Origin of the sequence: Nannocystis exedens (assembly GCF_002343915.1) — a bacterium.
GTDB classification, from domain to species: domain Bacteria; phylum Myxococcota_A; class Polyangia; order Nannocystales; family Nannocystaceae; genus Nannocystis; species Nannocystis exedens.
The window spans coordinates 6,584,935-6,599,579 of sequence record NZ_NETK01000001.1 but is presented as its reverse complement, the minus strand read 5'-3'; the positions used below and the strand labels follow the sequence as shown (position 1 = coordinate 6,599,579).

General features: G+C 71.0%; 15 protein-coding genes. 7 read left to right on the top strand and 8 right to left on the bottom strand.

Annotated elements, in window-relative coordinates:
- Window positions 1–165: 165 nt before the first annotated feature.
- From NAEX_RS26040 to NAEX_RS26030, 3 genes are all read left to right on the top strand, one after another.
- Entirely contained in the window at window positions 166–672 is a 507-nt protein-coding gene (locus NAEX_RS26040) for a hypothetical protein (protein WP_096330183.1), read from the top strand.
- 242 nt (window positions 673–914) lie between these two features.
- On the top strand, window positions 915–1,301 hold the full coding sequence (locus tag NAEX_RS26035; RefSeq protein ID WP_096330182.1) for a hypothetical protein: 387 nt from the start codon (window positions 915–917) through the stop codon (window positions 1,299–1,301).
- A gap of 62 nt (window positions 1,302–1,363) precedes the next feature.
- Complete coding sequence (locus tag NAEX_RS26030) at window positions 1,364–1,912, top strand: zinc ribbon domain-containing protein (protein WP_143140296.1); 549 nt, start codon at window positions 1,364–1,366, stop codon at window positions 1,910–1,912.
- Window positions 1,913–2,348: 436 nt separating this feature from the next.
- Here NAEX_RS26030 and NAEX_RS26025 read toward each other — a convergent pair whose 3' ends face one another.
- A complete protein-coding gene (locus NAEX_RS26025; RefSeq protein WP_096330180.1) occupies window positions 2,349–3,605 on the bottom strand; it encodes a radical SAM/SPASM domain-containing protein in 1,257 nt (418 codons plus the stop codon).
- A 142-nt stretch (window positions 3,606–3,747) separates the two neighbouring features.
- On the bottom strand, window positions 3,748–4,905 hold the full coding sequence (gene dusB, locus NAEX_RS26020) for a tRNA dihydrouridine synthase DusB (protein ID WP_211302478.1): 1,158 nt from the start codon (window positions 4,903–4,905) through the stop codon (window positions 3,748–3,750).
- A 139-nt stretch (window positions 4,906–5,044) separates the two neighbouring features.
- Between dusB and NAEX_RS26015 the strand changes: the two genes are divergently transcribed.
- Entirely contained in the window at window positions 5,045–6,130 is a 1,086-nt protein-coding gene (locus NAEX_RS26015; RefSeq protein ID WP_245913801.1) for a fibro-slime domain-containing protein, read from the top strand.
- Window positions 6,131–6,205: 75 nt separating this feature from the next.
- Here the strand turns inward: NAEX_RS26015 and NAEX_RS26010 are convergent, their stop codons facing one another.
- A complete protein-coding gene (locus tag NAEX_RS26010) occupies window positions 6,206–7,441 on the bottom strand; it encodes an MYXO-CTERM sorting domain-containing protein (protein ID WP_143140295.1) in 1,236 nt (411 codons plus the stop codon).
- A 381-nt stretch (window positions 7,442–7,822) separates the two neighbouring features.
- Here NAEX_RS26010 and NAEX_RS26000 point away from each other — a divergent pair, with 381 nt between their 5' ends.
- A complete protein-coding gene (locus NAEX_RS26000; protein ID WP_096330175.1) occupies window positions 7,823–8,596 on the top strand; it encodes a DUF72 domain-containing protein in 774 nt (257 codons plus the stop codon).
- 145 nt (window positions 8,597–8,741) lie between these two features.
- The gene (locus tag NAEX_RS25995; protein ID WP_170136011.1) at window positions 8,742–9,338 is read left to right on the top strand and encodes an alpha-ketoglutarate-dependent dioxygenase AlkB family protein; all 597 of its coding nucleotides are present in this window, start codon (window positions 8,742–8,744) and stop codon (window positions 9,336–9,338) included.
- 245 nt (window positions 9,339–9,583) lie between these two features.
- On the opposite strand, the gene NAEX_RS25990 is transcribed toward NAEX_RS25995, so the two are convergent.
- The 4 genes from NAEX_RS25990 to NAEX_RS50695 form a co-directional block, all read right to left on the bottom strand.
- Window positions 9,584–10,645: a TIGR04500 family putative peptide maturation system protein gene (locus tag NAEX_RS25990; RefSeq protein WP_096330173.1), complete on the bottom strand. Its 1,062-nt coding sequence runs from the start codon at window positions 10,643–10,645 to the stop codon at window positions 9,584–9,586.
- Between the two features lie 17 nt (window positions 10,646–10,662).
- Complete coding sequence (locus tag NAEX_RS25985; protein WP_096330172.1) at window positions 10,663–11,640, bottom strand: MvdC/MvdD family ATP grasp protein; 978 nt, start codon at window positions 11,638–11,640, stop codon at window positions 10,663–10,665.
- A gap of 185 nt (window positions 11,641–11,825) precedes the next feature.
- A complete protein-coding gene (locus NAEX_RS50700; RefSeq protein WP_170136010.1) occupies window positions 11,826–11,981 on the bottom strand; it encodes a hypothetical protein in 156 nt (51 codons plus the stop codon).
- A gap of 64 nt (window positions 11,982–12,045) precedes the next feature.
- Window positions 12,046–12,192 carry a hypothetical protein gene (locus NAEX_RS50695; RefSeq protein WP_170136009.1) on the bottom strand — a complete coding sequence of 49 codons (147 nt, stop codon included), beginning with the start codon at window positions 12,190–12,192 and terminating at the stop codon, window positions 12,046–12,048.
- A 438-nt stretch (window positions 12,193–12,630) separates the two neighbouring features.
- Here NAEX_RS50695 and NAEX_RS25980 point away from each other — a divergent pair, with 438 nt between their 5' ends.
- On the top strand, window positions 12,631–14,016 hold the full coding sequence (locus NAEX_RS25980; RefSeq protein WP_096330171.1) for a Ca2+-dependent phosphoinositide-specific phospholipase C: 1,386 nt from the start codon (window positions 12,631–12,633) through the stop codon (window positions 14,014–14,016).
- Window positions 14,017–14,040: 24 nt separating this feature from the next.
- Here the strand turns inward: NAEX_RS25980 and NAEX_RS25975 are convergent, their stop codons facing one another.
- Complete coding sequence (locus NAEX_RS25975; protein ID WP_143140294.1) at window positions 14,041–14,598, bottom strand: DUF7822 domain-containing protein; 558 nt, start codon at window positions 14,596–14,598, stop codon at window positions 14,041–14,043.
- Between the last annotated feature and the right edge of the window lie 47 nt (window positions 14,599–14,645).

Sequence of the window (14,645 nt, the reverse complement as noted above, 5' to 3'; positions counted from 1 at the left end):
GCGAGCCCTGCACGCGGACAAGCTCTCTGCGCCGCCGTGCGCCTGGAACCGCGCACGCGCCGACTCGTCGCCGCGGGGCGCGCCTGCGAGGCCTGCAATTGCTCCGCAGAAGGCCCCTGCCCCCTCTTCACCCCAGGCCGCGGGCGTGCGATCCTCCGCGCCACGATGCCCCTCCGCCGCGCCGTCCCGTTCGTCCTCGCCCTCTCCATCACCACCGCCTGCGGCGGCGAGGCCAAGAAGGCCGAGCCCGAGGTCAAGGCCGAGGAGCCGAAGAAGGTCGAGGACGACGCGATCGCCAAGCGCCGGGCCGAGCGCGAGGCCAAGGCCAAGGCCGAGAAGGACGCCGAGGACGCGCGGATCGCCGCCGTCAACGCCCTCGCCACCCTCCCGCCCAAGCTGCCGAAGGACATCAAGAAGGCCTGCGACGCCGTCGCCGACGCCCAGCTCAAGTTCTTCGAGCGCATGTTCGAGGGCCCCGAGCTCGAGAAGCTCAAGGCCGCCCAGGGCACCCAGCGGCCGATGACCATCAACGGCTGCACCGGCCTCGGCAGCATCGAGGCCGCCGCCTGCCAGGTCGCCGCCCTCGACGCCGCCACCGACAAGACCCTCAAGTCGTCGATCTCCGACATCATGCGGGTGTGCATCGAGAAGTACGCCAAGCCGGCCGGCTGATCGCCTGTCCCTTCGCACCTGTCGCGAGGGACCTGCCCCTTCGCTCCTGGCCAATGGGCCAGGTCATGTCGCCGCCGGGCTCGAGCCCGGCGTTCGCGCGTCGCCGCTCCGGTCTCGGCGACGAAAAGCCCGAGGTGTCCCAACCCGCTCGCCCCCGGCCGCGCCCCTCCGCGGCCCCACCGATCTCGCCGCGCGCGCCTGCGCTCATCTGCACCAGCCCCCCTGGATGCTACGCTCCCCGCATGCACGACCTCCGCGACGTCGGCGGCACCCCCGGGGGGCTCCCCGTCTTTCTGCTCGGCCTCGGCATGCTGGGCGCGGGCGCGTACCTGCTGCTCAACCAGGTCATGGTCCACAGCGGCTACTGGACCTTCTGGGGCGACAGCACCTTCGGCTTGACCCTGCTGCCGCTGCTGTTCGGGATCGGCTTCTTGTTCTACAGCGCGCGCTCGATCGTCGGCTGGGCGCTCACGGGCCTCGGCGCCGTCTTCATCTTCGTCGGCATCATCGCCAACCTCGAGATCCATTTCCGCCCGACGACCCTGTGGAACACCCTCGTGATCCTCACCCTGCTGGTGGGCGGCCTCGGCCTCGTGTTCCGCTCGCTGCGGCCGATGCGGCGGCGTTGAAGCGACCGGGTCGCGGCTGCGCGCGTTGACAGCCCGGGCGGGCGCGTGGTGCCATTCCGGACATGGCCCCTCCGCCCTTACTGCCTACGACTCGCCTCTACGCCTGCCCTGCCTGCCGTGAGCACATCAAGTCGGACACCTCCACCTGCCCGCACTGCGGCGCCGAGCTGCACCGCGAGGGTCGGTTGGCCCGCGCCGCCTCCGCGGTGATGGTGAGCCTGGCGCTCTCGGGTTGCCCCGACAAGGGTGACGACACGATGAGCGGCAGCGACTCCAGCACCGGCCAGAGCACCACCGACGCCAGCACCGGCACCGGCAACACCACCGACACCACCACGGGCAGCACCACCGAGGGCAACTCGGCCTCGATGACCGAGTCGCCGACCTCCGCCGAGCCCGAGTACGGCGTCCCCGCCACCGACACCCTCGCCACCACCACCAGCACCTCGGGCGAGCCCGACTACGGCGTCCCCTCGACCACCGACGCCACCGACGGCACCACCGCCGGCACCACCACGGGAGACACCGACACCGTCGGCGAGCCCGAGTACGGCGTGCCGCAGACCACCGGCGGCCCCGAGCCCGACTACGGCGTCCCCGGCACGACCTGAGCCTCATCCGCCGGGGCAATCACGCGGCCCCGGGCGCCCGCGCAGCGACTGCTCTCAAGGACAGGCCCCATCGGCCCTGTCCTTTTTAGCATGTCGCTCTTGCCATGCGCCGAACGCCAGGCTTCCATGCGCTCGACCGGACCGCGACCGGCTCGCCCAGCGCCGCCCGTCCGCGCATCAGCCCCTCCCAGCAGGCAGCCGGGCTCGCCCACGCCTCGCCCATTCACGTCCGGTCCCCAGCGCGCTCGCTCGGCCGCGCTCGGCCGGGCGGGCTCGCCCACGCTCCGCCCGTTCACGCGTCCAAACCACCTCAGCGCGCCTGGGCCGGGCTCGCCGTTCGCGCATGCGAGCAGGAGCACGTCCGGAAGCACATGCCCTTTTCGCCATGCTCTCTCGGACATGCTCCATCGAGCATGCCCGGACGACCAGCTTCCGCTCACCCCGCCAGCACGGGCAGCCGCACCGCCGCGCGCGGCGGGGCCGAGTCCCACGGCTCCTCGACGATCTCGTACTGTCCGAAGTCGTACGGGTCGCCGGGGGCGGCCTGGCGCAGGACCACGCGCTCGCGCAGCCCCTTGCGCTTCATCTGCGTCGCCCGGTAGTAGCAGAAGGGGTTGTTGCCGCGCTTGCCGATCGCGCTGTGGGCGGTGAACGAGCAGCCCGCGCGGCACACCTCCGCGTAATAGCAGGACTTGCAGAAACCCCACAGCTCGGACGTCCCGCGGTCGCGGGCGAACGCGATCTCGGGCGCCTCGTTCCAGATGTCCGCGAGCGCGGCCGTCTTCACGTTGCCGCCGGTATAGGGCGCGGTCGGCAGCGACGGGCAGCCCTTGATCGTCCCGTCGGACTCGATGCCCATCACGAACTTGCCGGCCGAGCAGCCCTGCCAGTAGCTGTCGGGAGAGCCCGGGCGGGTGCGCAGCAGCTGCTCGTGCGGGCCGAAGTAGCCGAGGTTGTTGCCGAGGCGGACGTGGAACGCCCGCTCCCACGGAATCCCCCGATCCGCCGCGCGCCGCTGGGCCCAGCGCTGGATGTCGGCCAGCGTGTCGATCACCTCGAGCACCATGTACGGCTCGAGCAGCCAGTCCGGGCGGTCGGCCGCGCGGCCCATCGGCGCCGTCATCTGCGCCCGCCACACCGCCACCCCCGCGTCGGCCAGCAGCTCCGCCGTCTCGCGCAGCACGTCCTTGTTGAGGCGGTTGATCTGCGAGTTCGACGTCACCAAAAGCCCCGCCTCGCGGGCGTTGCGGATGCCCTTGAGCGCCGCCGCGTGGCTGCCGGGGCTGGCGCGCAGCGTGTCGTGGGCCGCCTCCGGCCCGTCGACCGACACCCCGATCGCCGCCAGCCCGGCCTCGCGCAGCTTGCGACAGCGGTCCTGCGTCAGCCCGCGCCCGCCGGTCTGCATCGTCACGCGGATGCCGGCCTTCGTCATGTGCTCGATCAGCCGGTAACAATCACCGCGCAGGTACGCCTCGCCGCCGATCAGCGTGACCTCGCGGCTGCCGAGGCGCACCAGCGCGTCGGCCACCTCGAGCAGCTCCTCGGTGCTCAGCTCGTCCGGCCGCGCGTCACCGGCCCGCGACCCGCAGTGCGCACACTCGTGATCGCAGCGCAGCGTCGTCTCCCACACCACATAAATCGGTCGCGGCTGCCGTAAGTCGTCAGGGCGCAGCGCGCGTGCAGGCGAGTTCATACCCGCATCCTACCCGATCGGGCCGCGTCGCGTCCGCGCAGGCATGGGGTCCGCGCGGCGGCACCAGGATCGGCGCCGCGCGGGCGCGCGACCACGGTGCGCCGCGAGGTCACGACATTTTTGTCTCACCGCATCGGCGCGGTCAGCCGCCCGAGTCGGCGTCCTCGGCGTCGGGTCCGGGCGGGGTCGCGTCGTCGAGGTCGTCGAGGTAGCCGTGCGGCAGCGCGACCTTCTGCGGCGGCCCGCTCTTGCCGCGCACCAGCCGGGCCGCCGCCGCGGGGAACGGCTCGGCGAGGTCGACTTCGCCCGCCAGCGCCGCCAGCTCGGCGAGCCGCTGGGCCTGCATCAGCTTCGGCACCACCGGCTCGGCGCTGTGAAAGCCCAGCGTGTACCAGCGCGCGTGCTTGCGGAACGCGGCCATGGCTGGCTCTTCGGACATCCACGCGCACAGCCGCTCCGCGTGCTCCAGCATGATCGCCCACACCTCGCCGAGCGACGGCGGCGCCGGCGGCGGCGCCCCGGCGAACGCGGCCGCCAGCTCGCGGAACAGCCACGGTCGGCCGAGGCAGCCGCGGCCGACCACGACCCCGTCGCAACCTGTCTCTCGGACCATGCGCAGGGCGTCCTCGGCCTCCCAGATGTCGCCGTTGCCGAGCACGGGGATCGTCCGCACCGCCCGCTTGAGCGCCGCGATCGCCTCCCAGCGGGCCGACCCCGAGTACAGCTGCGCGGCCGTCCGCGCGTGCAAGGCGACCGCGGCGCAGCCCTCCTCCTCGCCGATCGCCCCCGCCTGCAGGTAGGTCAGCAGCCCGTCGTCGATGCCCATGCGGAACTTCATCGTCACCGGCACCGCCCCGGCCGCCTTGACCGCCGCCCGCACGATCGCGCGCAGCAGGTTGGGCTTGACCGGGATCGCCGAGCCGCCGCCCTTGCGCGTCACCTTGCGCACCGGACAGCCGAAGTTGAGGTCGATGTGATCGACCCGCCCCTCGCCGACCAGGAAGCGGACCGCGCCGGCGATCGTGGTCGGGTCGACGCCGTAGAGCTGGAGGCTGCGCGGCGACTCGTCGCGCCCGAAGTCCGACAGCTGCAGGCTGCGCGCGTCGCCGCGCACCAGCGGCCCCGCCGTGATCATCTCGCTGACGTAGAGCCCGGCGCCGAACCGCCGGCACAGCGCGCGGAACGGGTAATTCGTGATACCCGCCATCGGTGCCAGCACGACCGGCGGCGACACCCGCAGCGGCCCGATCTGCAGCGCGGACGGCTCGCCCGACTCGCGCCTCGCCTCCGTCGTCGTCACGCGGCGCTCATAACACAGGGCCCTCCCCTTCGCACAGCGCGGCGCACACGGCCGCGACGTAGGTGGCGTGCGGTGGCAAATCCACCGTTGACGGTTCGCGCCGGCCGCGGCCACGATAAGGGGCATGAGAGTTGGAATGATGGGACGCGAAACCGCGGTCGCGCTCTTGCTCGCGACCGCCTGCGGCGATACGAGCAACACCACCGCCGGCGCCGACGGCACGGAGACGCAGGCCGGCACCACCGACACGAGCGCGGGCACCGCCGGCGATCCGACCGGAGGCGTCAGCGACAGCGAGACCGGCACGCCGACGACCTCGGCCGGCAGCAACTCGGGCGACAGCGACACCGCCACGACCACCACCACCGGCGACACCACGACGACCAGCACCACCGCGCCGACCACCGAGACCGGACCCGACACGACGACCACCACGACGGCGCCCGGCACCACCACCGAAGACACCACCACGACGACCACCGGCGACACCACGACCACCGGCGACACCACCATGGGCGTCGACGACACCGGCCTGAGCAGCACCACCGCCGACACCGGCTCGACCACCAGCACGAGCGAGCCCGACACCACCACCGGCGACCTCCCGTGCGGCAGCGTGCTCAAGGCGACGATCCGCGACTTCGCCTTCGCCCACCCCGACTTCGAGAACTACGGCGGCAACACCGCCTACAAGGGCCTGGTCGAGGAGGACCTCGGCCCCGACGAGAAGCCGGTCTACGCCCACCCGGGCCCGACGCCGCAGACCAGCGGGCCGGACGCGTTCGCCCAGTGGTACAACGACGTGCCGGGCGTCAATCACACCTTCCAGATCGATCTGCCGCTGACCGAGGTCCAACCCGGCCTCTATCAGTTCGCCGACAACACCTTTTTCCCGGTCGACGGCCTCGGGTTCGGCAACGAGGGCCAGCCCAACAATTTCGCCTTCACCACCGAGATCCACACGACCTTCTTCTACAACGGCGGCGAGGTGTTCACCTTCATCGGCGACGACGACGTCTGGGTGTTCATCAACGGCAAGCTGGCCCTCGACCTCGGCGGCCTCCACCCGCAGCTGATGGACTCGGTCGACCTCGACGACAGCGCCAACGCCCTCGGCATCACCCCGGGTATGTCCTACTCGCTCGACGTCTTCCACGCCGAGCGCCACACCAACCAGTCGAACTTCCGCATCGACACCACGATCGCCTGCTTCGTGCCGATGTGACGGCCTGGCGACCCTGGAGGTGCTCGAACGGACATGTCTCTGAAAACATGTCCGTTCGAGCGCGCCCAGCTCGCGTCACCCGCGACGGCGCCGCCGGCCCAGCCACGGCAGCAGCAGCGCCAGCACGCCCCAGCCGCCCGCGCGCGAGTCCGCCGCGCAGGCGCAGCCGTCCTTGAGGATGTCCATCCCGGCGGTCGCCGAGTCGCTGGCGCCCTCGGAGTCGCCGGCGGTCTCGCTCGCGTCGGTGGTCGCCGGCTCGCCGGACGACTCGGAGTCGCTGCTCTCACCGGTCTCGGCGCCCGTGGTCGGCGCCGTGCCCTCGGGCCACGGCGTGCAGGCGGCAGGGTCCCACGCCCGCGGCACCAGGTCGCTGGTGACGAGGCAGGTGTACGGCTGCTCCGCGCAGCCGGCCAGCGCCGGCGCCGGGTCGACGGCCTGCTCGCCCAGCATGTCCGCCAGCTCCTCGCCGACGCACACCTCCGGCCCGAGCAGCTCCTCGCCGGTGGCCAGCTGGATCGCCTTCACCTGGCCGCACATCGTCGCGAAGGTCTGCACCGCCACGTGCGCCTCGCCGGGCGGGAACGCGAACACGCCGCCGCTCGACTCGTACACGTAGCCGACCTGGCCGGAGGCCATCCCCACCGCGACCGGGTCGAGCGACAGCGTGGCGTCGAGCCGTCCGACCCCTTCGCGCCAGGCGCAGGTCCCCTGCGCCCACTCGATGCCGATCCCGCAGTTGTCGATGAACGTCTCGGTCGGGAACGCGCCGTCGCAGCACACCAGCGTGTCGAAGTCGATCTGCGGGTTCACGGTCACGACCGCCTCGCCCGTCAGCTCCGGCACCGCCAGCGGCGCGGTCGTCTCGGCGCTGCTCCCCACCGTGAATTTCTGCTCGAGCGGCTTCGGCACGTCCGAGGTGCACGACAGCGCCCCGTTGTCGATCGTCACCGTGACCTCGAACAGCGCGTCGGCCGGCAGCGGCGCCGCCGGTCGCCACACGATCGCCCGCAGCGACTCGACGGCCACCACTGTCCCCGGCACCTCGGGCCCGCCCCCCATCGGCGTCACCACCACCGTCGTCGCCGCCTCGATTGACAGCGCCGAAAAGGAAGTCGACGGCGCGTCGGCGTACACCGGCCGCCACACCAGGGCGCCGTCGATCGGCATGGCCTCGACGGTCACCAGCTCGAGGTCGGCCAGGCACTCGTCGGCGCTGATGTCACACGCCTCGGCGGTCGTCGGGGTCAGCACCCCCGCGAGCGCGACCAGCCCGAGGCAACTTCCGCGGATGAACAATTTCGTAAGCGACATGCCGCCGAGCTTCGCACGAAGCGGCGCCCCCGCGCCGACCGAATCTCGCCCCTCTCGCTCGTTCGCGCGCCCGCTCACGGCTGGTACTGCGGCGCGAACGAGGCCGCGAATTCGGCGAACGCGTGCTCCCGGGTCACCATCGTCAGCGCCCGCCCGACCGCCGTACACAGGTCGGTCTCGCCGCGGTACTCGACGATCGCACCGCCGGCTCGCGCTCGCGCGAGACCAGCGCGAGCACGGCGAACGAGCGCGAGAGACCACGCGACATCACGATGGGTGCATCGCAAACCGCCCCCCTGCGACAACCGAGGCCGACCGCCGCGCTACGCGCAATCCATTCAGGGTTGCCCGCCGGCGAGGCCGTGATAAAGGCCCGGACGCGTGTTGTGGATCGGCACCTCCGGCTGGCAATACCGCGACTGGCGCGGCCGCTTCTACCCCGATGCGTTGCCGCAGCACCGCTGGCTGTCGCACTACGCGGCCGCCTTCCGCACCGTCGAGCTCAACAACAGCTTCTACCGCCTGCCCGACGGCGACACCTTCGCCGCCTGGCGCAGCGAGACCCCCGCCGACTTCGTGATCGCGACCAAGGCCAGCCGCTTCCTGTCGCACATGAAGCGGCTCAAAGATCCGGAGGAGCCGATCGCTCGCCTGCTCGCGCGCGCACGCCGGCTCGGCGACAAGCTGGGCCCGGTGCTGGTCCAGCTGCCGGCGCGGATGGCCCGCGACCCCGAGCGCCTCGAACATTTTTTGAACGTGTGGCCCCAGGCTCAGCGCCTGGCGATCGAGTTCCGGCACCCGTCGTGGTTCACCGCCGACACCTTCGCCGCGCTGCGCCGCCGCGAGGTCGCGCTGTGCCTCACCGATGTCGACGGCCGCCCACAGGGCCCGCTCGAGCGGACCGCCGACTGGGGCTACGTCCGCCTGCACCGCGGCACCGCCGCCCCGCGCCCGTGCTACGGCGTCACCGCGCTGGCCTCCTGGCTCGCGCGGATCTCCCGGCTCTACGCCGATCGCCGCGACGTCTTCGTCTATTTCAACAATGACCCGCGGGCGTGCGCGGTCGCCAACGCGGCCCGCTTCGGTCGCCTCGCCGACGCCGCCGGCCGCCAGCGCACCCGCACCCCGGATTGCCGCGACGTCGAGCTCGGTTGAAAGATCGGCCCGAGAAACGGCGCCTGCCGGCAGCGGCGCGGGCATGCGCGATCTTTGGTTCACGTCTCACGTCTCGCCCCTCGGTGTACGATGTCGGCCTCGCCGTCCGGCGCGCCTCTCCACCCTGTTCTCCAGGACATGTGACATGAGCCAGGTATCCATCATCGACGACGCCGACGGCGCGATCGTCGACTACGACCCCGAGTTCCTCGACGCGGGCGAGCGGACGGCGCTGCTCGCCGAGCTCGCGCAGGTCCGGGATCGCTTCGACCGCGACCGCGTGGTCATGTACGGCAAGACGATCGACTCGCCGCGGCTGGTGTGCGCCTTCGGCGACGACGGCCTGCACTACCGCTACGCCGGGGTCGACCGCACCACGCACCCGTGGCCCCCGCGGCTCCGGGCCGCCCGCGACCGGATCGCCGCCGTCTGCGGCCATTCTCTAAATTATGCCCTCGTCAACCTCTACCGCACCGGCGACGACTACATCGGCTGGCACGCCGACAAGGTCAGCGACCTCGTCCCCGGCTCTGCCATCGCCAGCCTCAGCCTCGGCGCCGCGCGACCGTTCCAGCTGCGGCACAAGGCCACCGGCGCCGACCACGAGGTCCTGCTCGCTTCGGGCAGCTTGCTCATCATGCGCGGCACCTGTCAGCAATTTTACAAGCACGCGCTGCCGCGCCGGCGCGGCGTGACCGAGCCCCGCTTCAACGTCACCTTCCGCCACGTGCGTGCGGTGTGAGGCATCATCGCATGACTCACGGGACATGTCGAAAGAACCTGCCCGGCGTGAGGCGCTCGCCCACCGCGGCGGCTCGCACCAGTGACATGTCCCGGAGGACATGTCGCGGTGCGCCGCGGCGCCGCGAGGGCGCCGACCCGGTCGAACACCGCCCGGTCGAGCGTCTTCACGGCCTTCTCCTTGCGCACCACCGGCACGGTGCGCTGGGCGTCGCGCATCCGCACCACCATCGTCGCGTTGTTGTCTCAGGGCTGCTGACCCCAGATCCACGCGATCTTCGAGGCGCCGCGCCGCTCCGCGAGCCACGCCTCGAACAGGCGATCGCGGACCGCCCGGCGCGTCGCGGCGTCGAAGGTCGCGGGCTCGATCGCCCGTACGACGAGGACCTCGTGGCCCGCCGGCGTATCCCACGGATCGAGCACGGTGCCGGGCGCGGCGCCGAAGATCGCCGCGGCACGCTCCTCCGGCAGCGCGCCGCGCCGGACGCGGGCGAGCAGCGGGGGCGGCTGCTGCCAGGGCAGATCGGTCCGCTGCGGGGCCCGCAGCGCCTTCGTGGCCGCCTCGAGCAGATCGACCTCGCCCGCGCGGAGGCTCGCGCACAGGGACAGCGCGCGCTCGCGGCTGGGCACGACGATCCGGGCGATCACGGCCTCGTCGAACTCGGCCCGGTGCTCGGCGAAGTACGCCTCCTCTCGCCCCGCGGTCACGCTGTCCCGCAGCTTGGTCGCGCGCGCGAAGCCGTCGACGAGCTGCTCCAGGCTCTGCACCGTGGTCCCGTGCTGCTCCAACCACCGCATCGTCGCCTCGGCCGTGAACAGCCCGCGCCGCTTGCGGAAGCCGTCCACCGCCGCCTGCAGCTCCTCGCGCGTCGGCTCGAACGCCGCCGGATCGCGCTCCAGCGCCTCGGCGACCAGCGCCGTCTCGACCAGCCGGTCGGTGAGGTACGGCGTGTCCCACAGGAAGTCGAGGAGCGCGACCACGTCGGGGATCGTCATGCGCTTCTCGTTGACGCGGAGCATCTCGCTCTCGCTCCAGCGGAACGCCCCCCGCAGCGCGAACGGGACGCCGCGGTCGGGGCAGTAGCCCACGGACACGGTGCCCTGACCGGGCACGCGGAGGAGCGCGTCGTAGTGGACCGCGCCGTTCATCGCCTCCTGCTCCCAGAGCACGTCCAGCTGGACGTCCCGGTGCTCGCGCGCGACCTGCCGCAGCCGCCGCTCGCCCGCTTGCGGCGAGAGCCGCTCGCCGGCGAGGCGGATCATCTCGTCCAGGATCTCGATCGTCGTCTTGCTGATCTCGCTGTCCACGTCGTCCTCCTGCGCGCTCAGGCCGCCTCGCGCTCCATGAGCAGGTCGCAAATCGCGTCGCTGATCGGCAGCCCGGTGATCATCTCGATCCACAGGTACTGGCCGTTGGGGTTGATCTCGAGGAACACGTACCTCCCGTCGGGCGTGAGCACCATGTCGATGGCGCCGTAACGGAGGCCGAGTCGCCGCACGAGCTCGAGGCAGCCGCGCCGGACGTCGTCCGGCAGCGTGTGCGGGTAATGCGGGGTGTGGGTCATGTCATAACGCCGCCAATCCACCCGCGTGCGGTTCGCCTTCTGCGAGTGGATCTCGGCGGCGAATACCTGCTCTCCGACCACGGTGATGCGCAGCTCCACGCGCTTCGGCACGTAGGCCTGGAAGATCATCGGCGCGTAACGGATCGTGTCCGCGTACCCGACGTCCCGCCGCGTGACCCGCTGCGTGAAGCGGGCGAGCTGCTGGTCCTTCAGCGCCTTCGTCATCGCCGTGCCGAGCAGCTTGCTCACCAGATCTCCGTCGTGCTCGCGGTAGAAGTCGAGGAACGCCTGCGGATCGCTGGTGATCAGCGTCGGCGGCAGCTCGAGCCCGAGCTCGCCCGCGAGCTTGAGCTGCAGCGGCTTGAGATCGGCGCGGCGGAGCACCGAGGTCGGCGCGGGCAGCCACCGGCACGGCAGCGAGTGCCACACGGCGCCCAGCATGGCCTCGCACTCGAGCTCCACGTACTTCCGCCACGCGGGGTCCTCGACCGCGGGAGGCGCCTCCGGAGGCGCCGGCCGGCGCCGCCAGATCGTCGAGACGCGCTCGAGATCGACGGTGCGATCCTGCGTGCGGAGAACGGTCGAGCTGCGGCCGTCCGGCGAGCAGCCGAACGACAGGCTCGCCCGGGCCGGATAATCGGCTTCGTCGAAGCGGAGGTACTCGGCGCCCCTCCGCGCGAGCCGCTCGATGACGGCGTCGGCGTGGGGATCGTTCGGCCCGGTGAGGATGATGATCATGACGAAAGACCTCGGAGGAAACGGAGAGGAGGAGCAGCCGCGAGCGCCGCTCCCCCTCTCCTCGCCCGGGCGTTCACGCGTGGCGCTCCCCGGGACGCATGGACCGCTTCACGTCGTCATCGACGGCGCAGGTGCTGGGGGGGATTCAGCGGTCATCCTGCCGTGCGCGGGCAGGCCGCTGCGCGTCAGTGGTCGTCCGTCTCGCCGCTCGCGGAGCTGTCGCGCGAGGTGTTGGGCGCGGTGTTGTAGATGCCGCCCGTGACGAGCTCGAGCTCGCTGTCGGCCAGCTCGCGCGCGTCCTCGGTCTCGGCGATGTCCTTGATCTCGATCGTCTTGCTCATCGGTGTTACCTCGTTCAGGGGTTGATTCACGGCCCGCGTGCGCGGGCGGCTCCGGCGGGCGCGCTCACGCGTAATCGTCGGTGTCGCCGTTGCCCTCATTGGTCTTGGTCGCGGGCGCCTGGCCGCCCACGACGAGCTCGAGCGCCTCGTCGCTCAGCTCGCGCTTGTCATCGTTGTCGCGGAGATCCTCGATCTTGATCGTCTTGTTCATGGTTAATGACCTCACTCCGGGCCGACCACGCCCGATTGCGCGGACATGGCCTCGGCCGGCTCTCGTCTGGGCGCCCCAAGCAAAAGAAGCACGATCACCCGCCCGGGCGCAGGGGTGGAAGACCGTCCGATAACAGTGACCTCGTGGGCGACGAACGCAACGAAGAGAGGTTGTTCGTCGGCGCCACTTGCTTTCGAAATCACGCCGCCGCGCGCGTTGCGAGGCTCACTCGCGCCTCGCCGCCGTTCACGACATTCGAGAAACCCGGCATGATCCGCGGCGGTCCGAACGGACGCTCACCTCCGGGCGAGGTGCCTCGGTCGCATCGCTGCCCCCGCCGTCGTCGCTCGGGGCGGCCGAGACCGCGCATGCAGCCATCGGCTGCGCCCGTACGGCCGCTCCTCTCGCCATTGACCCTCCGACCACTAAAGGTATTCCATGCGTACGAAGCTCGTCCCGCTCACCTTGATCAGCGCCTTCCTCGCCCTCACCGTCGGCCCCGGCAGCGCCCGCGCGGACGCGCCCAGCGCGTGGATCTACTGGTGGAGCGACCCCTACAACGACGTGTACTTCGCCCGTCCGCACAACACCTACGAGCGGACGGCCCAGTTCCCCAGCCTCGATTATGCGCTGTGGGACGGCTTTTACGCGATCGAGCTCGACGTCCACGAGTTCAAGTTGTTCGAGGACGTCCGACAATTCGCGGTGAAGCACGACTTCTGGGCCAGCGACACCGGGAACAACTGTCGCTGGGGTCAAGGCGGCTACTTGCGCGATTGCTTGCACGACATCCGCAACTGGAGCGACTACAACCCGGGCCACCTGCCGATCACGGTGCAGATCGATCTCAAGACGATCAACCCCTACGGCTGGGGCGACGGGCAGTACGACGAGCTGCACGCGCAGGTCGGCGAGGTGCTCGGCAGCAAGCTGTACCGACCCGACGACCTCCGCATGTTCACCGGCTACGACAGCATCCGCCAGGGCGTGGCCCAGTACGGCTGGCCGTCGCTCAGCGCGCTGCAGGGCAAGATCATCGTCCTCATCATGGGCGGGCCGATCGGCGACAAGAACGACATGATGGAGAACTACGTCCGCCGCCACGGCGCCGGCGCCAACTTCTTCGTCTGTCCCAACGCCGGCAGCGCCGAGGACTTCGACTCGTGGGGCAACGCCAACGACTTCGACGAGTATCACACCAACAAGTGGGTCATCTGCGGCAACGTCGGCTCGCCGAAGTACTGGCCGGAGATCACCCGCAACGCCGACGACAACAACCAGCTCGTGAACCTGTGGAGCGGCGACTACGAGCACGACGAGTTCTACCGCATGTACCTGGCGGTCGGCTGGGGCGCGACGATGATCAGCCGCGGCAACGGCGACACCTTCGGCGGCAAGATCCCGCTCGTCGGCCTGCGCAGCTCGGTGCCGGTGCAGTTCGAGATCGTCAACGACAACAGCGGCAAGTGCCTCGACGTGCGCAACGCCGACTACGACAACGGCACCGACATCATCCAGTGGACCTGCGACGGCGGCGCCAACCAGCGGTGGATCTACAGCGACGAGACGCAGCTCCGCGTGCTGGGCGACACGTCCTATTGCTACGACATCGACGGGGGCGACGGCGGACAGGGCGACCGGCACCACATCTGGGACTGCGACGGCGGCGACAGCGAGAAGTGGCGCCTGCAGCCGAACGGCTCGTTCGTCGGCATGAACGGCCGCTGCATGGACGTGCCGAACAGCAGCACCGCCGACGGCGTGCAGCTCTGGCACTACGACTGCAACGGGACGAACGCGCAGCGCTTCCACCTGACGTGGTGACGCCCCGCGCGGCAAACGGCGTGGCTACGTCGATTCGGCCGCGCCCTCGGGCGGCTCGAAGCTGTAATACAGCACCTCGCTCCACCAGCCGGGGCGCGCCGCCTTCTGCCCGTTGGCGCGGAGCTGGGCGAGCCAGGGCTCCTCGACCCCGGCGATCGCCCGCTCGACCCGCGGCGCGAGGTCGACGATCTCGCCGACGAGCTGACGCGCGCGCAGGGCCAGATCTCCGCCCATCGCGCTGAAGATCTCGCCCGCCTCGAGCAGCAGGTATTTGGTCGGCGGCGTCGCGTCGAGGAAGGCCCGCATCTTCGCCGCCTCGGCGTCGAAGCGGTCGCGCTCCGCCAGCTCGCCCTCGCCGAGCCGGGAGAAGAACGCGAGCGTGCGCTCGAACGCCCCCGGGCGCTCGGCGACGATACCGATGTCGCGGGCCCAGATCGCCGAGCGGACCACGCGCGGCGCGTTCGCCATCATCACCTTGTGGACGAGCGGGATCTCCCGGTTGCATTCGCTGAGGCCGCGGGCGTAAAAGCCGTCCTTCGGCGGGATGTCGTCGCAGGTGTAGAGATGGGAGCGGTTCGCCATCGGCGCGGACGATACCTGGGGGGCCGCGCGGGTGTCCCCCGTGCGGA